Raw genomic sequence first — 22308 nt, 5'->3', positions numbered from 1 at the left:
TCAGTGAAACGAAGGCGTCGTCAGATCCAGCTTTTCCCGGATGCCGCAGGCTTCGTCGATCCGGTTCGCGTAACGGCTGATGCTTGCCTGGGAGACGCCGTATCGATCGACCAAATCCGCGTACGTGACCGTTCTTCTGTGCATTTTCGCCGTCCAATACTCCAGCGCCGCCGCCCATCCCGTCGACTTGTGCAGCTTCGGCACCTCGGGATAGACGCGGGACAAATAATCGACCCAAAGCGTCATCATATCGTGCTGCTGCACGACGTCGTAGCGGCCCGACATACCGTCGAGCGCCTGCTCCAGCACCGCCTGCCAAGAGCTGTCCCATACGGGCAACCTCGCCGACTTGCGCCGGGCTTCCAGCGTCAGCGTCCGTCCGCTGAACGTCACGGCGAGCGAATCCTGTACGCCGATCGACCGCAGGACGAGCACCGCCACCCGTTTCAACTCGTCTTCTTCTTCCGCGTCCACGAGAAACGCCTTCAGCGCGTCGATCACTTCTTCGTCGGCCACGAGACCGAGCGCCTGAATGACCTGCACCTTCGTCCGGCGATCGCCGTGGCGAAGCGCCCAGAAGAACGAGGAACGGATGAGAGGATCGCGCTTAAGCGCCTCCGTCACTTGTCCCGGGCTGTCCGACCATTGCCGGAACTGCTCTTCGAACGGAAGGTGGTAATGATAATGCGTCGGCGTGTTCTCTTCCCCGGCCCGCACCCGTTCCAGCCTGCGCAGGTAGAACGTCGGCACGGGAGATTCGGCGTCGAGCCGTTCGGCTTGCTTCCAATGCTTCTCTGCGTCGTCGTACCGCTTGAGATTCGTCGCGGCCACGGCGGCGAAGTGGTGCAGGCTCGGTTCGTTCGCCAGCTCTCCCGTACGGAGCAACCGGCGGAAATGGGAGTACGCCTCCCGATGCTGCCCGACGATGCCGAGCGTCGTCGCCAGCTTGAATACGTGCTCGGGGTGGATCGGCACCGTCTTGTTCAGCTTGCCGACAAGCGTCTGCAGCGGTCCTTCCCGGTTCGAGTGCTGGTAGAAAATCGCCAAGTTGCACAGCGCGTGCAGGTTGCCCGGCTCCGCGTCCAGCACTTCGGAGATCGTGACGACCGACTTCTCGAACAGGCCCATATAATAGTATGCCAGCCCCAGGTTATTCCTTGCCGCGAGAAAAGTCGGTTCCCTCTCGATAATTTCTTCCAGCATCTTCACGGCTTCCGCGAAGCGCCCCGCTTCGAGCAGCTCGCGGGCTTTGTCGTGCGCGTATATGTTTTCCTTCGCCTTGATCGTAGACAGCTTCGTCGGCCGGTTCAGCTCGTAATGGAGCAAGTCAAGCAGCTCGTCCGACTCGTCCAGGAATTGCCCTTCCGCGTCGTTCTCCAAATACCGGACGAGCGCCTCCTCGGCCGCCTCGAACAGCTCCATGTTGGCGTAGTTATTGGCGAGGTAATAGTAGCATTCGGTCATCTTCGGATCGATTCCGTCCAGCACGGAGCGCAGGACGACGTTCGATTCCTCGTAACGTCCCATCTCCGACAAGATTCCCGCCATATTGCAATGGTTAACCGGATTCTCCGGTTCGTACTCGACGGCGCGGCGAAAATATTTAAGTGCCTTGTCGTAATGGTACCGATCCAGGGACTGCACGGCGCGTTCGAAGAAAAACGTCGCGTCCAGCCGCATCGGGATCACTTTGGAACGTCGGTTCTGAACCGCGCGTTTCCGCTGACTCATCGGCAAGGCACCTCCTGATTGATCTGGAATTCCATCACCCACGATTATAACACAGCATGGCGATCCATAAAACAAAATCGCCCGGGCGCGAGTCCCTTCGGGAAACGAAAGAACCGCTAACGAATGGCGCGCTGCGACATTCGTTAGCGGTTCTATGATCCTTGCGATAAAATACGATTAGATGCCGGCGTTCTTGAACAGCGTGCTGATCGAGCCGCCTTCCATGATGATGCGGGTCGCTTCGGCCAGCATCGGCGCGACGCTGATGATCTTAAAACGCGAAGAGCGATCTTCCGGCAGAAGGATGGAGTCGGTGACGACGACTTCCCGGATGCTCGGATGGTCGAGGCGCTGGAGGGCCGGACCGGAGAACAGCGGATGCGTCGCGCAGACGAACGGGTCTTCCGCGCCGCGTTCCTTCAAGCCCTCCACGACGTTCACGATCGTCGTGCCGGTATCGATCATGTCTTCGATGATGATCGGCGTGCAACCTTCGACGTCCCCGATGACGTGGGTGATGACCGATTCGTTGTGCGCCGGGCGCTTCTTGATCATGATGGCGAAAGAGCAGTCGAGCTGATTGGCCAGCTTCTCCGCCGTCGATGCCCGTCCCGCGTCCGGGGATACGACGACCGGATTCCGGATGTTCTTCGACGTCAAGTAATCGCTGATGAGATCGAGAGCGGTCAAGTGGTCGACCGGAATGTTGAAGAAACCTTGGATAGCCGGGGCATGGAGGTCAATCGTTACGATCCGGTGCGCGCCGACCGTCGTCAGGACGTCGGCGACGAGCTTCGCGGAGATCGGTTCGCGAGGCGCCGCTTTGCGTTCTTGGCGCGCGTAACCGTAATACGGCAGAACGATGTTGATCGTTCTCGCCGATGCGCGCTTGGCCGCGTCGATCATGACCAGCAACTCGACGAAGTGGTCGTTGATCGGATGGGATAGCGATTGAACCAAGAAAACGTCGCAGTTACGGATCGTTTCCTCGTAGTGAACGTACACCTCGCCGCTCTTGAAACGGGAAAGCTTGATTTTCCCTAGCGGCAACCCGAGGTTTTCCGCGATTTTGGCTGCCAGTGTCGGATTGGATGATCCCGAAAAAATACGAAGCTTGCTGCTGTACATGTGCCCCTCCAAATTTAGCTTCAACACTGTCCGTGTCGAATACCGTCAGTCAACCTGCATTCCTACATAGTCAACCTACATTATACATGTTTTCGGGTGAAATTCAAAAAGGTTTCAGGGTCCGTATACGCCCTTCAAACGTCGCCAGGTGCGTAAATCCGACGTTTTTCAGCAACGCTCGCGCGTCTGCCCCTTTTTGTCCCACTTTGTCGGGATGATGGGCGTCCGAACCGAAGGTGACGGGAATTTCCAGCTCCAGCGCGCGCTTCAGAATGCGGTCCGCCGGATACATTTCCTTGCACGGCGCGTAGAAGCCGGCGGCGTTCAGCTCGAACGCGACGTCGTGCTTCTTGACGGCCTGCAGCGCGGCTTCCTCCAACGCGGCGACGTCCTCTTCCGGAGGCGTCGGAGCGAAGCGCTTGATCGCGTCGATATGGCCGATAAAATCGTAGAAGCCGGTCGCCGCCGCCTTCGCGATCGCGTCGAAGTATAGCGCATACGCTTCGGCGACGTTGCGGCCGTCCCATTGGTTCGCCTGGCGGAAGTCCGTCACGTCCCAGCGGCCGAGAAAATGAACCGAACCGATCACGTAATCCCACGGGTAATCGCGGACGATCCGCTCGATCTTGTCCTCATAACCTTCGACGTAATCCCCTTCGAGCCCGACCCGGACGGCGATCCGGTCCTTGTATTTCTCCTTCAGGGAGAAGCACTCTTCGACGTAACGGGGAAGCTCTTCCATCGGCATGGCGATATCCGGATGCTCTTCCTGCGTCAGGTTGACGAGCGGCATATGATCGGAGAGACCGATCTGCTCCATTCCCTTGTCGATCGCGCTGAGGACGTATTCCTCCAGCGTTCCGACCGCGTGGCCGCAGCGGTAGTTGTGAGTATGGTAGTCGATCGGCATGCCTTGCGCTTGCGAATCGCGGCGTTCCTCCGTCATCTTCATCCCTCCGTCTTAGTCCTTCTTAACCGGCTTCCGGTGCCGGAATTCAAGCTCTTGCAGCACGTCGTCGAACGGAATGCCTTGCTCCCGAAGCAGCACCATCAAGTGGAAAATCAAATCGGCGGACTCGCAGCGAAGCTCGGCCGTGTCCCGCTTCATCGCCGCGATGATGACTTCGGCGGATTCCTCGCCGATCTTCTTGACGATCTTCTCGACGCCCTTCTCGAACAGATACGTCGTATACGCGCCTTCCGGACGTTCGGCGTCGCGTTGCGCGATCGTCGCCTCGAGGCGGCTGAGCGGACCGAAGCGGTCTTCCGGTTGACTCGACGGAGCCGGCGAAGACGCGGCCCCCCCGGAGGCGGAGCCTTCGCGGTAGAAGCAGCTGTACGCGCCGGTATGGCACGCCGGACCGTTCTGGCGCACCTTCACGAGAAGCGTGTCTCCGTCGCAGTCGTAGTGCAGCGAGACGATCTGCTGCGTATGGCCGCTTGTCGCGCCCTTGTTCCATAGCTCGCCCCGGCTGCGGCTCCAGAACCAAGTCTGGCCGCTTTCCAGCGACAACCGGAGGGATTGCTCGTTCATGTAAGCGAGCATGAGCACTTCTTTGCTGACGGCGTCCTGCACGACGGCGGGCACGAGCCCGTCCGCGTTCCAGGCGATTTGCTCGGCTAACGGTACATTCGATTGGGATGGACTCATCTGACGTTCACTCCTTGGTCGCGCAGGGCCGACTTGACCTCTTGCACGGACAGTTCCTTATAGTGGAAAATACTTGCCGCGAGCGCCGCGTCCGCCAGTCCCTGCTCGAACGCGTCCGCGAAATGATTGGCCGTTCCCGCTCCGCCGGAAGCGATGACGGGGATGCCGACGTTGCCCGATACGGCGCTCGTCAACTTGATGTCGAAGCCGTCCTTCGTGCCGTCCGCGTCCATGCTCGTCAGCAGAATTTCTCCGGCGCCGAGCTCCTCGGCCTTCTTCGCCCATTCGACGGCGCGAATGCCGGCCGGGTTGCGTCCGCCGTGCGTGTATACTTCCCATTCGCCCCACTCGGCGTTGTATTTCGCGTCGATCGCGACGACGATGCACTGCGCCCCGAACGTTCTCGAGCCTTCCGTGATCAGGCCCGGATTGCGTATCGCCGCCGTATTGATGCCGATCTTGTCGGCCCCCGCCCGCAGGAGCCGTTTCATGTCCTCGACCGCGGCGATGCCGCCGCCGACCGTGAACGGGATCGTGATCTCGCCCGCGGTGCGGCGGACGACTTCGACCATCGTCGCCCGGCCTTCGACCGACGCCGAGATGTCGAGGAACACGAGCTCGTCCGCGCCTTCGCGGTCGTACAGCGCCGCCAGCTCCACGGGGTCGCCGGCATCGCGCAGGTTCACGAAGTTCACGCCTTTCACGACGCGTCCGTCCTTGACGTCCAGGCACGGGATGATTCTTTTGGCTAACATGCTGCGTTCCTCCCTTCTACCGCGACTGCGACTTCTCGCAATAGGTCACCACTTCTCTGTACGGCAGCGCCCCTCCGAAAATATCGAGAGCGCTGCCGATCGTAATGTCCAGCTTGCCTCCGGTCAGCTCCCGGAACCGCTCCAAGTCCGCGATCGAGCGCGCGCCTCCCGCGTACGTGGCCGGGATCCGGGTCCATTCCGCGAGCTTCGCCGCCAGCTTCTCCTGCACGCCTTCCCGCTTCCCTTCGACGTCGACCGCATGGATGAGGAACTCGTCGCAATAGCTTTCGAGCTCCCGGACGGTTTCCTCGTTCACTTCCAGGTCGCTGAACGTCGTCCACTGGTTCGTGACGACGTACCACTTGCCGTCCCGCTCCTTGCAGCTTAGGTCGAGCACGAGCCGTTCCTTGCCGACTTCTTCAACGATCCTTCTCAGGTTATCCCTGTGCAGACGCCCGTCCCGGAATACGTAAGAGGTGACGATGACGTGCGAGGCGCCTTCGCGCAAGTACTCCGCCGCGTTGTCCGCCGTAATGCCGCCGCCGATCTGCAAGCCGCCGGGATACGCCCGAAGGGCGGACAGCGCCGCCTCCAGGTTGCCGGCGCCGAGCATGATAATATGTCCGCCGGTTAACCCGTCTTCCTTGTACAAAGAAGCGTAATCCTCCGCGCCCCGCTCGGAGACGAAGTTCTCCACGACCTTCGAGGCGTCCGCTTGCAGCGTCTCCCCGACGATCTGCTTCACTTTGCCTTGGTGAATATCGATACAAGGTCTGAACCGCAACGCATCTCAGTCCTTCTAGAGGAAGTTCAAAAAGTCCGATTTTGATCACGAAAAGATTTCGAGAAGCTGATTCGACGTCGAAACTTGAATTCAGCCGGATTTTGAACCCTCATTATATTTTTTAAGCTTGCGGATTACGCACGGTCAGATCCGCGAATTTACGAAGCAGCGCCATGCCGAGCTCGCCGCTTTTCTCCGGGTGAAATTGCATGCCGTACAGCGAGCCTCTGCCGACGATCGCCGTTACCGGTTGATGATAGTCCGTCACCGCAAGCAGATCCGATTCGTTCTCCGGCAGCGCGTGGTAAGAATGCACGAAGTAGACGTGCCCCGGCCGTACGCCGTCGAACAACGGGCTCTCTTGCTTGAACGCCAGCTCGTTCCAGCCCATGTGAGGGACTTTGTAGTCCCCTTGGAACCGGACGACGCGACCCGGCAGCAGATCCAAGCCTTGATGAATGCCGTGCTCCTCGCTCTCCGTGAAGAGAAGCTGCATGCCCAAGCAAATGCCGAGCAGCGGCTTGCCCGTTACGGCATAAGCCTTCACGACGTCGATCAGTCCCGTGTCGCGCAAGTTCGCCATCGCGTCTCCGAAAGCGCCGACGCCGGGAAGGATCGCTCCGTCCGCCGTCAGAATCAGCGCCGGATCGGATGTGACGACGGCTTCACGCCCGAGTCGCTCTACGGCCTTACTGACGCTATGCAGGTTCCCCATGCCGTAGTCGATGATCGCGATCACTTACAACACCCCTTTGGTGGAAGGCACGCCCTTCACGCGTGGATCGATCGAGGTGGCTTCGTCAAGGGCGCGTCCGAGCGCCTTGAACACCGCCTCCACCATGTGGTGCGTATTGCGTCCGTAGTGGACGATGACGTGCAGCGTAATACGCGCTTCGAGCGCCAGCTTCCACAGGAACTCGTGAACGAGCTCGACGGAGAAGCTGCCGACCGTCGCCGACGGGAAGTCCGCGTGAAGCTCGAAGTGGGGCCGGTTGCTGATGTCGATGACGACTTGCGCGAGCGCCTCGTCCATCGGCACGAACACGCTGGCGTAACGCTTGATGCCCGCTTTGTCTCCGAGCGCTTCGCGGAGCGCTTGGCCGAGGCAGATGCCGATGTCTTCGACCGTGTGGTGATCGTCGATGTCCACGTCTCCTCGGGCTTCGACTTTCAGGTCGAACTGTCCGTGCTTCGCGAACAGGTCGAGCATGTGGTTCAGGAACGGAACGTCCGTCTCGATGGACACCTCGCCGGAGCCGTCCACCCCGAGCGCGAGTTGAATGTCCGTCTCGTTCGTCTTGCGGGATACGGCCGAGCTGCGGCCTGCTTTCGTCTGTTCGGTCATTGGGTTTCCCTGCCTTCCAATCGGATTTCCACCGCGCGGGCGTGGCCTTCCAGCCCCTCGTGGCGGGCGAGCGTCGCGATTCCCGCGGCGTCTCTGAACAAAGCGTTCTTGCTGTATCGGATCAAGCTGGATTTCTTCAAGAAGTCGTCCACGTTCAGCGGGGACGAGAACCTCGCGGTCCCGTTCGTCGGCAGAATGTGGTTCGGTCCGGCGAAGTAATCGCCGACCGGCTCGGAGCTGTACGGGCCGAGGAAAATCGCGCCCGCCGTCTCGATGCGGCCGAGCAGCTCCATCGGATCCTCCGTCATGACCTCGAGATGCTCCGGAGCCAGCTTGTTAATGACGTCCAGCCCTTCGTCCAGGCTGTCCACGACCAGGATCGCGCCGTGCTGCTCCAGCGAGCTGCGCGCGATCGTCTCGCGCGGCAGCGTCGCCACCTGTCGCTCCAACTCCGCCGCTACCGCGTCGGCAAGCGCCTGCGACGTCGTCACGAGCACCGCCGACGCCATCTCGTCGTGCTCCGCCTGCGACAGCATATCCGCGGCGATATACCGCGGATCCGCGCCGTCGTCCGCCAGCACGGCGATTTCGCTCGGGCCCGCGATGCTGTCGATGTCGACCGCGCCGAACACGGCGCGTTTCGCCAACGCCACGTAGATGTTGCCGGGCCCGCAAATTTTATCGACGGCGGGAATGCTCGCCGTCCCGTAAGCGAGCGCGGCTACCGCCTGCGCTCCCCCGACCCGGTACATCTCCGTCACGCCCGCTTCCGCGGCCGCCACTAAGATGTACGGATCGATGCCTTCCTTCCCGCCGGTCGACGGCGGCGTCACCATGACGATCTCCGGCACGCCGGCGACCTTCGCCGGAAGCACGTTCATCAGCACCGACGATGGATAAGCCGCCTTGCCTCCGGGAACGTACAAGCCGACCCGCTTCAGCGGCCGCATGACCATGCCGAGCATCGTGCCGTCCGGTTGAACGTCGACCCACGTGCCTCGTTTCTGCTTCTCGTGGAACGCCGTAATATTCGCCGCCGCCCGGCGAAGCGCGTCCAAGAAGATCGGCTCCACTTTCGCGTAAGCCCCTTGAATCTCCTCTTGCGTCACGCGCAAGCGGTCCGGCGTCAATGCGACCTTGTCGAAGTCGGCCGTGAACCGGAGCAGCGCCGAGTCCCCTTCGTCGCGGACGGCAGCCACGATCCGCTCCACCGCCGCGTTCTGCTCCGGCGAGCCGTATTCGTTCTCCCGCTCCAGCTTGAAGCCGCTCGCTTTACCTCTATACATGCGTACCCCTCCTCGCCTTATTTATCTATGTTAATGCCCTTAACTCTTCGCCGCCTTAAACTTTGCTCGCGATCGCCGCGTTCAGCCTGTCGCACAGCGATTGAATCGAGACGTTCTTCATCCGGTAGCTCACGCGGTTGGCGATAAGCCGGCTCGTCACTTGGAACAGCGTCTCCCGCTCCACGAGTCCGTTCTCCTCCAACGTTTTCCCCGTTTCCACCATGTCCACGATCCGGTCCGCGAGTCCGATGAGCGGAGCCAGCTCGATCGAGCCGTTCAGCTTGATGACTTCGACCTGCTGTCCCAGTTCCCGGAAGTATTGGGACGCGACGCGCGGATACTTCGTCGCCACCCGGGGATGGATGACCGGCTTCCAGTCCGGCAAACCGATGACCGACATCCGGCACTTCGCGATGCCAAGGTCGAGCAATTCGTAGACGTCCTTGTTCTCTTCCATCAACACGTCCTTGCCGACGATGCCGATATCGGCGACGCCGTACTCGACGTACGTCGGAACGTCCACGGGTTTCGCCATGATGAACTCCATGTTCGCTTCGGGGACCGGGATAATGAGCTTGCGCGAATCGTCGAAGTCTTCGGGAATCGGCAGCCCCGCTTGGCGGAACAGCTTGCTCGCCTGCTTGTAGATACGCCCCTTGGGCATCGCGACCTTCAATACGCCATTGTCCGTCATACCCATCCCTCCGCTTCCTTGCCGATGCATACCAGTCCGTGATAGTTCTTGCCTTTATAAGAGAAAGTGCCATCCTTGAATTCGCGACTAGCCTTTAATCCCTCTACGTTAGCCGCCGAGAACGACTCCGTCACGACGGATTGCCCTTGCGAACGCCGGTGCCGCGCATCGGCGAAAGCCGCTTTCCGTTCCGATTCGTCGTACACGATCAATACTCGCGTTTCTTCCTCCGCCGCGTCCCCGACGACTTCCAGTATGCGCGTCGTCTTCAACGCGAACCCCGTCGCCGCCGCCGGACGGCCGAATTGCGCGAGCAGGTTGTCGTAACGGCCGCCGCTGACGACCGGGAAACCGAGCTGCGAGGCGTAGCCCTCGAACGTCATTCCCGTATAGTAAGAGAAGTCTCCGATCATCGTCAGGTCGATCAGCACGTGCTCCTGCAAGCCGTAGGCTTCCAGCGCGTCCCACACTTCGCAGAGATGCCCGATGGCCGCCCTCGCGCCTTCGTTCGCGCTAAGCTCCAACGCTTGCGCGCACACGTCCTTGCCCCCGCGAAGCCGCAAAATATTTTCCAGCTCCCGTTGCCGGGCGGCATCGACGGACAGCTTCCGGATCTCGTCGCGGTAGCCGACGTGGTCGCGTTGGAGCAAACAAGCTTTCAAAGCCTCTTGCTCGCTCTCCAGTCCCGGAAGCGTCTCACTGAACAACCCGTTCAGGAAGCCGACATGGCCCATCGCGATCTTGAAAGACGGAACGCCTGCCGCCTGCAGCGAGGCGATCGCCAGCGCGATCACCTCCGCGTCCGCTTCCGGAGAAGCGTCGCCGACGAGCTCGACGCCCGTCTGGTAAAATTCCGCTTCGCGTCCCCCTTCTTCCTCGAACGCCCGGAACACGTTGCCGTGGTAGCTGAGCCGGATCGGGAACCGCTCATCCTTCAGCAGGGAGCCGACGACGCGCGCGATCGGGGCCGTCATATCCGAACGAAGAACGATCGTCGTGCCCCGTTGGTTCAGCAGCTTAAACAACTTCTGGTCCGATGTGGCGCTCGCCACCCCGACCGTGTCGTAATATTCGATCGTCGGCGTCATGATTTGTTCGTAGCCCCAGCGGCGCATGCACGCGAGAACGTCTCTCTCGATGCGGCGCAGCTTGGAAACCGCGTGCGGTAAATAATCCTTCACGCCGGTCGGTTTCTCGAATACTTTCGGTTTCGTCATCGTCCGTAACCCCGTTTCTATGCGTCGATTCATTTTATGTATGATTCGTTTAATTTGCTTCATCACGTTAAAGTACTACCAAGTTACCATGCTGCCAAAATAAAGGTTTACGGGTATACTACCATGTTGCCCTTTGATCGTCAATTACAAAGAATCCCGGCACCTCCGAAGAAGTGCCGGGAATCCCATCGTAGCGCAAGACGGGTTTATTTGTATTCGACGCCCGCGATGGACTTGATCGCTCCCCGAACGATCATAAAGGCTTCGCCGTTCGTGAGCTTCGCGGGATTCTTGATTCCCTTAATGAAATCCTTGGAGACGATCGATCGATTCGTCATGACTTCGATAGCCGCCTCCGGTTCTGTTTCGATGCCCGCGCTTAAGGCAATAATGTTAGCAGCTTGTTTTAACGATAATGGAACGTCTTTCGAAAAGTCGTCCGCATTCATCGTCATTTTATTCGGAAATGCCTCCGGGAACATCCGATGGAAAGCCGCCGCCGTATTGTAAAATCTTTTCGGGTTGGACGGGCCGTCCAAGTCCCAAGCATCGTTCGAGTAACCGCCGACCGCCGCAGCGAGGCTGGCGGTCGCCAGAAGTCCCGGGTAATACTTGTGCTTCGAGTATTCCGGAGCGGCGAACTTCACCATTCTCAAGTCCATGCCCTGTTTGGTTAAGCGCTTGCGAAGCTCGGCGATTCCGCTCTTCGATTTCGTTAGATCGCGAAAACTCATCTTGTATTCCTTCGCCAGCTTTACGGCAGCGCCCGCCGCTTGTCCCGTCGCCATGCCGAGCGGCATGACGCGCGCGCTGCCGTGCGGAAGCGTATCGAAGCTTGCCGCCCTGCCAACGACGAGCAAACCGTCGACTTGCTGCGGAACGAGCGTCCGGAACGGAACGCCGTATTGCTTCGGCTTCATGACGACCGCGCCCGAGTACGCGTGGGTAAAGCTTTGGATATCGACCTCGTAGGAGCCGTACGCGATCGCGTCCCAGAAGTCGCGGTTGTTCATCAGATCGGCCATCGTCAGTCGATATTCGCCCTTCATATGCCGGGATTCCCTGACGTAGAGCTCCGGCGCGGTCCCCGCGTAGGACAGCGTAGCGAACTCTTTGTATTTCTTCTTCAGGTAGTTAACGATTAACGGCGCTTCCTTCTGGCCGATCTTCATTCCTTCGCTTAGCGACGCGGGATCGAGCGGATCGATGCCGTATATCTGCATCGTATTGATGAGTAACGTGCCGTCTTCTTGCCGTCCGATATTCAAGCTTCTGATCTTGACGCGGGTCTGATCGGACGAGACGTATTCCTTCGCGTCTCCGTAACCCCAGATCGACATGGCGTCAGAGCCTGCGCCTTTGTGCTGCCGTAGCGTCTTCCAAGCTTTGTCGTTGACGCCACTAAGCTTGAACACGAGCGTGACGGCGATCTTCGAGGCCGGATCCCCGATGTCTTCCCTGTCCATCGTGAACGGCGCTCCCGCCGCAGCCATCACGTCTCCATCCTGCGTCGCGTCGATGACGGCTCCCGCCCGAACCGTATACGCCTTGCCGCTTCCGTCGACGATTTGCATGCCGGCGACTTTGTTGCCTTCCATGAGCGGATTCATCGACCGCGCGTTCATCAGGACGTCGATGTTCTTCTCGTCCTTGACCATCTTGGCGAAGGCGTTAGCCGCCCTCCTGACGTCGAACGAAGTGCCGCCGATCAGGTAATACCATTCCTGGAACAGGCCTTTGTTCAAATACGGCGAAGGGAATTCCTTGCTCACCTTCGGCGATTTGTTCAGATCGAGCGAATTCAGCCAGCCGAGCGTCATGAGCCCGCCCATCACGTTCCGCGGCCTATTCTCGACTAGCAATACTTTCAATTGGTTGCGGGCCGCCGATACGGCCGCCATGATGCCTTCCGGGTCGGTGCCCGCCACGATGACGTCGTAGCTCGGTTTAATGACGGCGGTATTAGCGACAGTATACGTGTGAAGCGTCTTCGCCGCCTTCGCGTTCGTCTGTGGAATGAATAACAACAGCGAGCACACAAGCATGGCGTTAATCCATGCGGTTACAGCGCGAGACCTAACCAACAAGAAGGACACCCCTCATTAAACGCGAATGAATGAATCGAATTAGTTCGTCGCTCTCGGCAATGAGCGGACGTATTGGTCCGACAGCTTCTCCAGCCCGAGAACGTAATCATAATCTTTGCGGTACTTGCTGAAGTCCGCTACCGGCTGCAGCGTTTTCAGATCGGTTGCCTTGCCGTCTTCGAAGCCTTTGCCGGGCAAGAACAGAATGTCGTCGTTGATAAAAGAGCCCGTCGGCATATAATAACGCATGCCGATCGTATTATGTTCCACGTTAAACAGATCGTTTCCGAATACCGTATACCCTTCGTCCTTCAGCGACACGCCGAGCAAGTTGGCGATCGTCGGCATGATGTCGACTTGTCCGCCCACGACTTCGCGCACGCTTCCTTGTTGCCCCGGCACGTGGACGAAGAACGGTACGTTGAAGCGGCTGACCCGCTCTTCGTATTTAATGCCGAGTTCTTCGCTGACCCAATCCGGGTCGTTGTCTTTCGGTTGCAGTCCGAAGTGGTCTCCGTAGAGCACCAGAACGGTATTGTCCCACATGCCGTTGTCTTTTAGGCTTTGAATAAGTTGCCCGATCGCGTAATCCGTGTAATTGAGCGCCGTCAAATAATCGCCGAGCTGCGTGCCTTCGATCGACTTGGGCAGATCCAGCTTACGCAGGTTTTTCGGTATTTTGAACGGATGATGACTCGAAGCCGTCACGAATTGCGCGTAGAACGGTTGGTTCGCGTCCTTCAACGCTTTGAGCTTCTCGATGCCGACCCGGTACAGTTCGACGTCCGAAGCGCCGAATCCGTTGAAGTTATCGTTGGTGAAGCTTGGCTTGTCGTAATATTTGGTAAACCCGAGCGCCGGGTACATTTGGTTCCTGTTCCAGAAGGTCACGTCGTTCACGTGGAACGTATTGGAGACGTAGCCTTGTTTGCCTAGCAGCCTCGGCGTGCTCGGGATGACGCGGTCCCCGTAACCCGCGGACATCGCCTCGACGCCCGTCGGATAGATGGACGTATTGGACATGAATTCCGCGTCCGCAGTATTTCCTTGGCCGATTTGTTGGAAAAAATGCGGGAAGTAGAAATCGCTGGACGCCAATCCGTTCAGAACCGGCGTGACTTCTTGACCGTTCACCTTCAATTGGACGGCGAAGTTCTGGAACGCTTCGAGCTGCACGACGATGACGTTCTTCCCTTTGGCCACGCCGAACATGGACGTCGGAAGAGTCGTGGGATCTTCCTTCGGTTTGTCTAAGCCCGCTTGCTCCTGCTGAAGCTGCTCAACATTGGACACGATCGTTTCCTTGTCGACCGCTCCCGCGCCTTCGTTCACCTTGATCGCCGCGGTGATCTGATAGTTCAGGAAGCCGAGATTCTCGGAAAGGACGAGCTCGTTGGCGATATCCTTGTCCGTCTTGATGTAGAATCCGGAAAGCACGACGCTTACCGTCAGCACGATCGCGACTTGCCAGCGCTTCGCGATCTGCGCGCTAGCGGGGAACTTGCCGTTCTTGTATCTCTTATATAAGAAGAATAATAGAAGGATAGGCAGGTCGATAAACAACAAATAGTTCGTTCCCTCGATGGAGGCTCGAACGCTGTCCCCGACTTGACCGACTTGGCCGGCTCCGTTGAGCGCCGTATAGATCGGCACGGTGCTGTAATAATTGAAATAAACGGTCGAAGCGAAAAGCATGAGCGAGATTGCGAAGTTCACTATGCCGAACACGAGAGCTTTCCATCTCGCGGACGTGACGATTTCGAACAAGCATACGACGGCCAGCACGGCGACGACGTCGGAACGCATGCCTTCCAATTTGACATTGTCATAGATGAAACTCCTAAATAGCACCATCTTCAACAATAACAGCGCGAACATCGATATGAAAAGTAAGCCCCTCTGCCCTTTCGGGACGGAAGTCGATTGCATCGGTCCTGCTCCTTTGGTATAGCCCTAAAGCTTATTTTGTTAACGCCAAATAAACTCTCCATAAACGCAACGTTAACGCAATTAACTATACTCTATTTCACAGATCCTTTAAAGGATTTCCTCCGACTCTCGCTCCCGGAGCCACGTCCTTATGCACGACGGAACCCGCGGCGACGACGGCGCCGTCGCCGATCGTTACCCCGGGCAGAATCGTGACGTTCGCGCCGATCATGACGTTCGATCCGATGCGAATGTCCCCTAGCCGATATTCTTTGATCAAGTATTCGTGCGTCAGCATCGTCGTGTTGTACCCGATGATCGAGTTGTCCCCGACGATGATCCGTTCGGGGAAGAAGACGTCGACCATGACCATGAGCGCGAACGCCGTATGGCGTCCGACCCGCATGCCGAGAACGCGTCTGTAAATCCAATTTTTCACCGGCAAGCTGGGGCAATATCTCGAGATTTGAATGAACACGAAATTACGTACCGCTTTGAACCTCGACACCGTTCGGTACAATTGCCACAGCGCGTTCGGTCCTTCTACCGGATACCGCTCCACGTTTCTCAACGATCGACGCCCTCGATTCCGCACAAGGCCGGAAGGTCTTCCATCCCGTAAAGCATGTGCTCCGCCCCGGCTTCGTATAAGTTGTCCGCTCCCTTGAGCGACCATGCCACGCCGACCGGTATCGCGCCGGCCGCGATGGCCGACTTGATGTCGACCGAGCTGTCGCCTACCATGAGCGTCTGCCCGGGAACCGCCTCGAGTGCTTCGATAGCCTTCGCGACCGGCTCGGGATGAGGTTTCGCGTGGGTCACGTCGTCTAACGTCACGATCGTATCCATGTACTTCAGCAGTCCGAGCAGCTCGAGCGCGCGAAGCGTCGTCGAACGCATCTTCGTCGTAACGATACCGAGCTTCAGTCCCGCCGAGTGAAGACGGGCGACGGCATCCGCCACGCCCGGAAATAACGCGACCATCTCGTCGTGCTTCAGATGGTTGTATTCCCGGTATGATTGCGTCAGCGTCGCCACGTCCTCCTGTCCGGAGAATTGCTGCAGTTGGTCCGTGAGAGGCTGCCCCATGCTCGGTATGATGTGCTCGCGCCCGAACGACTCGGGCACGATGCCCTTCAAAGCATAGAAGAACGACTGTATGATCAGCTCGTTCGTATCGATGATCGTTCCGTCAAGATCAAACAGGACGGTCGTGATGTTCCTCTTGTTTGTCGGCATGGCTTGTCGTCTCCGTTTCGTCTTGCGGGATTGCGGAAGGCGCCGCCGTCGAACCCGTCTTGAAGTTCACGAGCGGATCCTTGTATCTCTCCTTGGCGAAGCCCATCGTGCGGCGGACGATGATGGCCGCGACGCAGAAAACGACGAGGATCAACGCCAGAAGCTGCGATACGCGGATGTTGCCTTCGTCCGGATTCATGTAACCTAAATCGAATACGGAATTCATCGGGCTCCATAGGGCGTTCAAGAACGATTCCAGCCACGCCGGCCCTTTGAACAGCAAGCTATCCGTACGCAACGCCTCGATGAAGAAACGGCCGATCGAATACCAGATGAAATAAGCGAACAATTGCTCCCCGGCCCGCAGGAAATCCCGACGGCGGAGTATGAACAGAACGGCCAATCCGACCAAGCTCCACAGCGACTCGTATAGGAACGTCGGATGATGATAGATCCCTTCGACGTTCATTTGGTCTATGATGAACGATGGAATATGAAGCTTGTCGCTCAAGAACGATCTTTCGACCTCGCCGCCGTAGGCTTCTTGGTTAACGAAATTACCCCAGCGTCCGATCATTTGTCCGATCAGCAGAGAAGGCGCGCAAATATCGGCGACCCTCAGGAAGCTGTAGCCTTTTCTCCGGATATAGATGTATCCGCATATGAAAGCGCCGATCAATGCCCCGTAGATGGCGATGCCGCCGTTCCACACTTCGAACAATTCGTTTAGATGATCCTTATAGTAACCCCATTTGAAGGCGACGTAATATAGCCTGGCCGCGATGATCGCCGATGGCACTCCGAAGAGCAGGAGATCGAGGAAGAAATCCGCGTTGATGCCGAACCGTTTGCCCTCTTGAATCGCGATCAGCAAGCCGGACAATGCGCCAAGTCCTAAGATGATGCCGTACCAATGCACCGTTAACGGCCCTATCGAAATCGCGACAGGATCCAAAAGCATCGTAAACATGGTCGTCCTCCAATGGATAATGATCTATTCGTAGTCGTCTTCGGAGATGGCTTCCGTCAGCTTGTTCGTGAATTGCAGGGCAGCATTGTAGCCCATGTTCTTCAGCCTGTAATTCATCGCGGCCACTTCGAGAATTACCGCCAAGTTGCGTCCGGGGCGTACCGGGACGGTCAACAGCGGAACTTCCGTCTCGATGATCTTCGTCTTCTCTTCGTCCAGACCGAGGCGGTCGTATTGCTTGTCCTGCTGCCAGTTCTCGAGCTTCACGACGAGGCTGATGCTCGTCGAATTGCGCACTGCGCCCGCGCCGAATAGCGTCATGACGTTCAGGATGCCCAGACCGCGAATCTCGAGCAGATGCCGGATCAAGTCGGGCGCCGTCCCGTACAGGTGGTTGTCGGACGTCTGGCGAATCTCGACCGCGTCGTCCGCGATGAGCCGGTGTCCGCGCTTAACGAGTTCCAGCGCCGTCTCGCTTTTGCCGATGCCGCTTCCTCCGGTAATGAGCATGCCGACGCCGTAGACGTCGACGAGAACGCCATGGATCGTCGCCGTAGGCGCGAGCTTCTTCTCGAGGAAGTTCGTGATCCGGGAGAGCAGAATCGTCGTCGCGACGGAGCTTCTAAGCACCGGAAAATGACGCTCGTTCGCGATCTCGATCAGTTCCGCGGGCGTCTCCAGCCCGCGCGTCAAGATAATGCACGGCGTCTCTTCGTGGCACAGCCTTTCCATGCGGTCGCGCCGTTCCTCGGACGTAAGCGTCTCGAGGAACGCAAGCTCCGTGCGGCCGAGAATTTGCAGCCGATCCGAAGGATAGTAATTGAAATATCCGGCCATCTCGAGGCCCGGTCTGTTCAGGTCGTCCGTGACGATCGTGCGCTTCAAGCCATCGTCGCCCGCGACGATCTCGAGATGAAATTGCTGCACGAGCTCAGATACTCTCACTTTTTTAGCCATCGTACAGCTCCTTTTAGTGGAAGTTCAAAAAGTCCGATTTTGATCACGAAGGATTTCAGGAAGCGGACTCGACGTCGAATCTTGAATGCAGCCGGGACTTCCGGTTCTCACGTAGGTTTGCCTACGCTCCGATCCTCATTCCCTAGCTTCATCCAACCTTCTCGGTGCTGAAAACCGAACTTTTTGAACACTCACTTTAACTAATTTCTTATCCTATCATCGTATCGAAAATATCGGGACAAATCAATCCGAGCCGCGCCATCCTGCAAATAATTCTATTCCACTGGAGGCGGGATGCAAAAAACCGCCCGGCCATCGGCCGAACGGTTTCTTATCGTAAAGATTAGTTTTCGAAAATGTTCAATTCCGTGTCTTTGTCGAAAACATGGATTTTGTTCATGTCGATCGCCAATTTCACGTTTTGGCTCTCGCGAAGACCGGAGCGACCATCTACGCGAGCGATAACGTTCTCTTTGCCCAGGCCGTTCAGGTAGAGGAACATTTCGTGACCCAGGTTCTCGGAAACCTCGATCGTCGCGTTCACGACGCTGTTCGGGGAAGCTTCGATGAACACCGGCTCTTCGTGGAGATCTTCAGGACGAATGCCCAAGATGATCTCGCGGCCGATGTAGCCTTTAGCGCGAAGCGCTTTGGCTTTGCCTTCAGGGATTTCGACGTTGAAGCCCGTAGCGCGGAAACGTACGGATCCGCCTTCTTCAACGAGTTGGCCCGTGATGAAGTTCATCGCAGGAGCGCCGATGAAGCCGGCAACGAACAGGTTAACCGGGTGGTTGTAAAGAACGTCCGGCGTAGCGGCTTGTTGAATGAAACCGTCTTTCATAACGACGATGCGGTCGCCCATTGTCATGGCTTCCGTTTGGTCATGCGTTACGTAGATGCAAGTCGTTTCGAGGCGCTTCATCAATTTGGAGATGTTAGCGCGCATTTGCGTACGCAGTTTAGCATCCAAGTTGGAAAGCGGTTCGTCCATCAAGAACACTTGCGGTTCGCGAACGATTGCGCGGCCCAGGGCGACGCGTTGGCGTTGACCGCCGGAAAGAGCTTTAGGTTTGCGATCCAGCAAGTGCTCGATTTCGAGCGTGCGAGCCGCTTCGCGAACGCGACGATCGATTTCGTCCTTGCGGAATTTACGCAATTTCAAACCGAAAGCCATGTTTTGGTACACGTTCATATGTGGATACAAAGCGTACGATTGGAATACCATCGCGATATCGCGGTCTTTCGGAGCGACGTCGTTCACGACGCGGTCGCCGATGTACAGCTTGCCTTCGGAAATTTCTTCGAGGCCGGCGATCATACGCAACGTCGTCGATTTACCGCAACCGGATGGTCCAACGAGTACGAGGAATTCTTTGTCTTGAATGTCGAGGTTAAAGTCGGTTACCGATGCTTTGTCGGTACCTGCATATTTTTTATACACTTTTTCTAAACGAACGCCTGCCATGTACATTTCCCCCTAAACTTCGTTTGAAGGTACAGGATTATCTTAACCCACGCCCCGGTCAAATGACTATGCACAAAGCATACAAAAAATTCATTTCCTTTTCGTGACTTTGTACAATAGCAATAAAATTCGCACCAAAACCGCGTCGTTAAAGGAACGAACGTCCAAGCCGGCCTCGTGCTTGATTTTGTCTAAACGGTATAAAAGGGTGTTGCGGTGAATATACAGCTTCTTCGCCGTTTCGCTAACGTTGCAGTCCATCGAGAAGAAAGCGTCCAACGTGGAAACCGTTTCCGAGTCGGTAAATAAATCCGGCCGCCCCATCATTTCTTCGACGAACCGGGATCTGACTTGCTCGGGAATGCCGCTCAGCAATCTCTCCAGATGAACGAGCCATGGAAGATGGATCTGCATGCCGAGATGAAATTTCCGCCCTAGGAAAATCGTCTCCCGAAGGGTGCCGACGATGCGAACGACGCTTTCCGCAGGAACGATCGGTTCTCCGACCGCGACATGGCATTCCCCGCCCCATTCTCCCGTCAAGAGCTGATGGAGGCCTTCCGCCAACGTCGATATAATTTCCTTCGTCTCTTCGTGACCGAGCACTTCGTCATTATCGGCATCCGCTTCGGTCAATACCCGGTCGCTGCTAAGAATGAGCCACTCGTGCTCCCTGAGCGGAATGAGCAGCGTATCGTCCGTCAGAAACGTACGTACCGTCTTCTCGAGCTCGACGTAAGCCGGTTCTTTGTCTTCGACCTGCTCGCACAGGAGGAGAAAAGGCACCATGCCGTCGAACATCCGGTTGCGCAGTTCCATCCTGTCGGGAAGTTCGGCTCTCCACTCTCCGGCCGTGACCGATTGCTGAATCCACTCGCCCAGCCTTCGCGCTTGCCTTTCCAAGTCTGATCCGGCTCCTGCGGTCGGCTTGACTCCGCCTTGCTGCACCGCCCATCCGAGCAGTTGCCTCTCCAGCGGAGTCAACGTCGCGGAGATGGACAAACACTGCAATTCCGCCCCGTTCACCCGCACGACCATCAAGCACGTCTTTTCGGTCTGGGTCGCGTCGCCCGTCTCCGGATGTTTCCTTCCGCCCTCGCTCTCCCACTCCGCCCCCGTCATCGTCTTGAGCGATACGGGAGCGTTCAACAATTCACTCAGTTGCTGCAGCTTCGTTTTGTTCATTCGGAAGCCCCTGTCCGCTATATAATGGCGATATATGCGTCATTGTACCACAACTGACGCGCCTAAGGGACTTCTGGCGAACGGCTTCACGGCTTCAACGGAGCACGAGCAAGACGACGATGGACAAGAGCGAGAACACCGCCGCGATCAGGTAGAGGAAAGACACCGTCTGAACCTGGGTCAGTCCCCATTTCATCAAGCTATGGTGCGTATGCAGGTTGTCGGCCCGATGCAAGCCTTTTCCTTCAAACAATCTGCGGGAGAACACGATGGCCGTATCCAGAATGGGTACCCCGAGCGCTAATAAAGGAACGGATAACGAAAGCAGCGTCGCTCCTTTCAAGGTACCGTCGATCGCCGTAACCGCCAGCGTAAACCCTAGAAACGTCGCCCCGGCATCCCCCATGAAAATACGGGCGGGATGAAAGTTGTAAGCCAAGAAAGCCAAGCACGAGCCCGCGAGCGCCACCGCCACTAAGGCGGTCTGGTTATGGTTAAAAATCAGGGACGCCGCGAACAGCGTCATCGAAGAGATCGCGGTAACGCCCGAAGCGAGTCCGTCGATGCCGTCGATGAAATTAAGCATGTTAATCAGAGCGAATACCCAGATCAGGGTCACGGCGGCGGATACGACGGGGGAAAACAAAATCATCGCGGAGGAAGACGGAGAAGAGACGCCTTGAATGCCGATGCCTTGCCATACGGGAACGAGCGACACGGCAATATACGCGATAAGCCTCGGCCACACCGGAAAATCGAGCCCGCGCGACTTGTAGCCGTCATCGACGAGACCGACGAGAACGAGCGACGAACCTCCGATAAGAAGAGTGCGGAATAACGCGGGATGCCCCATGAAGACGAACGACGTCGCGATAACGCCCGCGAATATCGCCACGCCTCCCGATAGCGGAATCGGCGCGTCGTGAATCTTGCGCTTCGTCGGACGATCGACGAATCCGATGCGAAGGGCGATGCTCCGTACGAGCGGAACAAGCAGGATGACGACCGTAAAGGAGAAAACGAGCGCGTATAAGTAAACCATCGGACGTCCTCCGCGAAAGCGATTTACTCTTAACATGCCCAGAAACGACAAAAAAACAGACGCGAAAGCGTCTGTTTCGGTTGTTGGATAATGGTGAGCCATGAAGGACTCGAACCTTCGACACCCTGATTAAAAGTCAGGTGCTCTACCAACTGAGCTAATGGCTCGAAACTGGTGGAGGATGATGGATTCGAACCACCGAACCGTGAGGAAGAGATTTACAGTCTCCCGCGTTTGGCCACTTCGCTAATCCTCCACAATATGAGCCCGGTCTGGTTAACCGGAATACGAAAATGGTGGCTCGAGACGGAATCGAACCGCCGACACGAGGATTTTCAGTCCTCTGCTCTACCAGCTGAGCTATCGAGCCGTAAAACTTGAATAAAATAATGGCGGAGCCGACGGGATTCGAACCCGCGGTCTCCTGCGTGACAGGCAGGCATGTTAGGCCACTACACCACGGCTCCGCATTATTATGGTGGAGGCTGAGGGGATCGAACCCCCGACCCTCTGCTTGTAAGGCAGATGCTCTCCCAGCTGAGCTAAGCCTCCATGGGATGGTAAGAAAATCTGGTAGCGGCGAAGGGACTCGAACCCCCGACCCTCCGGGTATGAACCGAATGCTCTAGCCAGCTGAGCTACACCGCCACATTAAACAAGACCAAGGCTTGCGCCTTGAAAACTGGATGCGAAACAAAGCGTGATGGTCGCGACAACACTTGCGTGTTGCGCTAACATGATTAGAAGTACCGGCGTCTAACTCGTGAAACTGTTGTAGGATAAGCCCTCGACCGATTAGTACCCGTCAGCTCCACGCATTGCTGCGCTTCCACCCCGAGCCTA

The 22308-nt window shown here is 57.4% G+C and carries 20 protein-coding genes and 6 tRNA genes; all 26 read right to left on the bottom strand.

Features of this window, described 5'->3' with window-relative positions; all coding sequences use genetic code 11:
* On the bottom strand, positions 1–1731 hold the full coding sequence (locus tag ACFPPD_RS22555; RefSeq protein WP_209745672.1) for a tetratricopeptide repeat protein: 1731 nt from the start codon (positions 1729–1731) through the stop codon (positions 1–3).
* 177 nt (positions 1732–1908) lie between these two features.
* Positions 1909–2859: a ribose-phosphate diphosphokinase gene (locus ACFPPD_RS22550; RefSeq protein ID WP_209745669.1), complete on the bottom strand. Its 951-nt coding sequence runs from the start codon at positions 2857–2859 to the stop codon at positions 1909–1911.
* A gap of 103 nt (positions 2860–2962) precedes the next feature.
* Complete coding sequence (hisJ, locus tag ACFPPD_RS22545) at positions 2963–3769, bottom strand: histidinol-phosphatase HisJ (RefSeq protein WP_209745964.1); 807 nt, start codon at positions 3767–3769, stop codon at positions 2963–2965.
* A gap of 51 nt (positions 3770–3820) precedes the next feature.
* On the bottom strand, positions 3821–4510 hold the full coding sequence (gene hisIE / locus ACFPPD_RS22540) for a bifunctional phosphoribosyl-AMP cyclohydrolase/phosphoribosyl-ATP diphosphatase HisIE (RefSeq protein ID WP_209745666.1): 690 nt from the start codon (positions 4508–4510) through the stop codon (positions 3821–3823).
* The gene (hisF, locus tag ACFPPD_RS22535) at positions 4507–5265 is read right to left on the bottom strand and encodes an imidazole glycerol phosphate synthase subunit HisF (RefSeq protein WP_209745663.1); all 759 of its coding nucleotides are present in this window, start codon (positions 5263–5265) and stop codon (positions 4507–4509) included. The genes hisIE and hisF overlap by 4 nt, the downstream gene beginning before the upstream one ends.
* 16 nt (positions 5266–5281) lie before the next feature.
* Positions 5282–6049, bottom strand: a complete 768-nt coding sequence (hisA, locus tag ACFPPD_RS22530) for a phosphoribosylformimino-5-aminoimidazole carboxamide ribotide isomerase (RefSeq protein WP_209745659.1) — start codon at positions 6047–6049, stop codon at positions 5282–5284.
* A 121-nt stretch (positions 6050–6170) separates the two neighbouring features.
* Positions 6171–6788 carry an imidazole glycerol phosphate synthase subunit HisH gene (gene hisH, locus ACFPPD_RS22525; RefSeq protein WP_209745656.1) on the bottom strand — a complete coding sequence of 206 codons (618 nt, stop codon included), beginning with the start codon at positions 6786–6788 and terminating at the stop codon, positions 6171–6173.
* Positions 6789–7394: an imidazoleglycerol-phosphate dehydratase HisB gene (gene hisB, locus ACFPPD_RS22520; RefSeq protein WP_209745653.1), complete on the bottom strand. Its 606-nt coding sequence runs from the start codon at positions 7392–7394 to the stop codon at positions 6789–6791.
* Complete coding sequence (hisD, locus tag ACFPPD_RS22515) at positions 7391–8680, bottom strand: histidinol dehydrogenase (RefSeq protein ID WP_209745650.1); 1290 nt, start codon at positions 8678–8680, stop codon at positions 7391–7393. Before hisD ends, hisB begins: the two co-directional genes overlap by 4 nt.
* Before the next feature lie 55 nt (positions 8681–8735).
* Positions 8736–9374, bottom strand: coding sequence for an ATP phosphoribosyltransferase (gene hisG, locus ACFPPD_RS22510; RefSeq protein WP_209745647.1), 639 nt, complete (start codon positions 9372–9374; stop codon positions 8736–8738).
* Positions 9371–10591, bottom strand: a complete 1221-nt coding sequence (locus ACFPPD_RS22505; protein ID WP_209745644.1) for an ATP phosphoribosyltransferase regulatory subunit — start codon at positions 10589–10591, stop codon at positions 9371–9373. The genes hisG and ACFPPD_RS22505 overlap by 4 nt, the downstream gene beginning before the upstream one ends.
* A gap of 206 nt (positions 10592–10797) precedes the next feature.
* The gene (locus ACFPPD_RS22500) at positions 10798–12678 is read right to left on the bottom strand and encodes an FAD-dependent oxidoreductase (RefSeq protein WP_209745641.1); all 1881 of its coding nucleotides are present in this window, start codon (positions 12676–12678) and stop codon (positions 10798–10800) included.
* Between the two features lie 39 nt (positions 12679–12717).
* On the bottom strand, positions 12718–14607 hold the full coding sequence (locus ACFPPD_RS22495; RefSeq protein ID WP_209745638.1) for an LTA synthase family protein: 1890 nt from the start codon (positions 14605–14607) through the stop codon (positions 12718–12720).
* A 97-nt stretch (positions 14608–14704) separates the two neighbouring features.
* Entirely contained in the window at positions 14705–15178 is a 474-nt protein-coding gene (locus ACFPPD_RS22490) for an acyltransferase (RefSeq protein WP_209745636.1), read from the bottom strand.
* Complete coding sequence (ppaX, locus tag ACFPPD_RS22485) at positions 15175–15846, bottom strand: pyrophosphatase PpaX (RefSeq protein WP_209745634.1); 672 nt, start codon at positions 15844–15846, stop codon at positions 15175–15177. The genes ACFPPD_RS22490 and ppaX overlap by 4 nt, the downstream gene beginning before the upstream one ends.
* The gene (gene lgt, locus ACFPPD_RS22480) at positions 15806–16816 is read right to left on the bottom strand and encodes a prolipoprotein diacylglyceryl transferase (RefSeq protein ID WP_209745632.1); all 1011 of its coding nucleotides are present in this window, start codon (positions 16814–16816) and stop codon (positions 15806–15808) included. Before lgt ends, ppaX begins: the two co-directional genes overlap by 41 nt.
* 24 nt (positions 16817–16840) lie before the next feature.
* Entirely contained in the window at positions 16841–17773 is a 933-nt protein-coding gene (hprK, locus tag ACFPPD_RS22475; protein WP_209745630.1) for an HPr(Ser) kinase/phosphatase, read from the bottom strand.
* A 343-nt stretch (positions 17774–18116) separates the two neighbouring features.
* Entirely contained in the window at positions 18117–19238 is a 1122-nt protein-coding gene (locus ACFPPD_RS22470; protein WP_209745628.1) for an ABC transporter ATP-binding protein, read from the bottom strand.
* A gap of 90 nt (positions 19239–19328) precedes the next feature.
* The gene (locus ACFPPD_RS22465; protein ID WP_209745626.1) at positions 19329–20423 is read right to left on the bottom strand and encodes a PucR family transcriptional regulator; all 1095 of its coding nucleotides are present in this window, start codon (positions 20421–20423) and stop codon (positions 19329–19331) included.
* A 94-nt stretch (positions 20424–20517) separates the two neighbouring features.
* Entirely contained in the window at positions 20518–21465 is a 948-nt protein-coding gene (locus ACFPPD_RS22460; RefSeq protein ID WP_209745625.1) for an MraY family glycosyltransferase, read from the bottom strand.
* A gap of 91 nt (positions 21466–21556) precedes the next feature.
* Positions 21557–21632: transfer RNA gene (locus tag ACFPPD_RS22455), tRNA-Lys, on the bottom strand.
* 5 nt (positions 21633–21637) lie between these two features.
* Positions 21638–21721, bottom strand: a tRNA-Tyr gene (locus ACFPPD_RS22450).
* A 38-nt stretch (positions 21722–21759) separates the two neighbouring features.
* A tRNA-Phe gene (locus tag ACFPPD_RS22445) sits at positions 21760–21835 on the bottom strand.
* 20 nt (positions 21836–21855) lie between these two features.
* Positions 21856–21932, bottom strand: a tRNA-Asp gene (locus ACFPPD_RS22440).
* A 9-nt stretch (positions 21933–21941) separates the two neighbouring features.
* Positions 21942–22017 (bottom strand) — tRNA-Val (locus ACFPPD_RS22435).
* A gap of 19 nt (positions 22018–22036) precedes the next feature.
* A tRNA-Met gene (locus tag ACFPPD_RS22430) sits at positions 22037–22113 on the bottom strand.
* Positions 22114–22308: the final 195 nt, after the last annotated feature.

This window comes from Cohnella suwonensis (assembly GCF_042655365.1).
Taxonomy (GTDB): domain Bacteria; phylum Bacillota; class Bacilli; order Paenibacillales; family Paenibacillaceae; genus Cohnella; species Cohnella suwonensis.
Note: the sequence above shows the minus strand (reverse complement) of the source record. Positions and strands in the feature narration are given on the sequence as shown.

Excerpts from the sequence above, each read along its gene's own strand:
- ACFPPD_RS22555 (WP_209745672.1), bottom strand. The coding sequence starts at position 1,731 with ATGAGTCAGCGGAAACGCGCGGTTCAGAACCGACGTTCCAAAGTGATC.
- ACFPPD_RS22550 (WP_209745669.1), bottom strand. The coding sequence starts at position 2,859 with ATGTACAGCAGCAAGCTTCGTATTTTTTCGGGATCATCCAATCCGACA.
- hisJ (WP_209745964.1), bottom strand. The coding sequence starts at position 3,769 with ATGCCGATCGACTACCATACTCACAACTACCGCTGCGGCCACGCGGTC.
- hisIE (WP_209745666.1), bottom strand. The coding sequence starts at position 4,510 with ATGAGTCCATCCCAATCGAATGTACCGTTAGCCGAGCAAATCGCCTGG.
- hisF (WP_209745663.1), bottom strand. The coding sequence starts at position 5,265 with ATGTTAGCCAAAAGAATCATCCCGTGCCTGGACGTCAAGGACGGACGC.
- hisB (WP_209745653.1), bottom strand. The coding sequence starts at position 7,394 with ATGACCGAACAGACGAAAGCAGGCCGCAGCTCGGCCGTATCCCGCAAG.
- hisD (WP_209745650.1), bottom strand. The coding sequence starts at position 8,680 with ATGTATAGAGGTAAAGCGAGCGGCTTCAAGCTGGAGCGGGAGAACGAA.
- hisG (WP_209745647.1), bottom strand. The coding sequence starts at position 9,374 with ATGACGGACAATGGCGTATTGAAGGTCGCGATGCCCAAGGGGCGTATC.
- ACFPPD_RS22505 (WP_209745644.1), bottom strand. The coding sequence starts at position 10,591 with ATGACGAAACCGAAAGTATTCGAGAAACCGACCGGCGTGAAGGATTAT.
- ACFPPD_RS22495 (WP_209745638.1), bottom strand. The coding sequence starts at position 14,607 with ATGCAATCGACTTCCGTCCCGAAAGGGCAGAGGGGCTTACTTTTCATA.
- ppaX (WP_209745634.1), bottom strand. The coding sequence starts at position 15,846 with ATGCCGACAAACAAGAGGAACATCACGACCGTCCTGTTTGATCTTGAC.
- lgt (WP_209745632.1), bottom strand. The coding sequence starts at position 16,816 with ATGTTTACGATGCTTTTGGATCCTGTCGCGATTTCGATAGGGCCGTTA.
- hprK (WP_209745630.1), bottom strand. The coding sequence starts at position 17,773 with ATGGCTAAAAAAGTGAGAGTATCTGAGCTCGTGCAGCAATTTCATCTC.
- ACFPPD_RS22470 (WP_209745628.1), bottom strand. The coding sequence starts at position 19,238 with ATGGCAGGCGTTCGTTTAGAAAAAGTGTATAAAAAATATGCAGGTACC.
- ACFPPD_RS22465 (WP_209745626.1), bottom strand. The coding sequence starts at position 20,423 with ATGAACAAAACGAAGCTGCAGCAACTGAGTGAATTGTTGAACGCTCCC.
- ACFPPD_RS22460 (WP_209745625.1), bottom strand. The coding sequence starts at position 21,465 with ATGGTTTACTTATACGCGCTCGTTTTCTCCTTTACGGTCGTCATCCTG.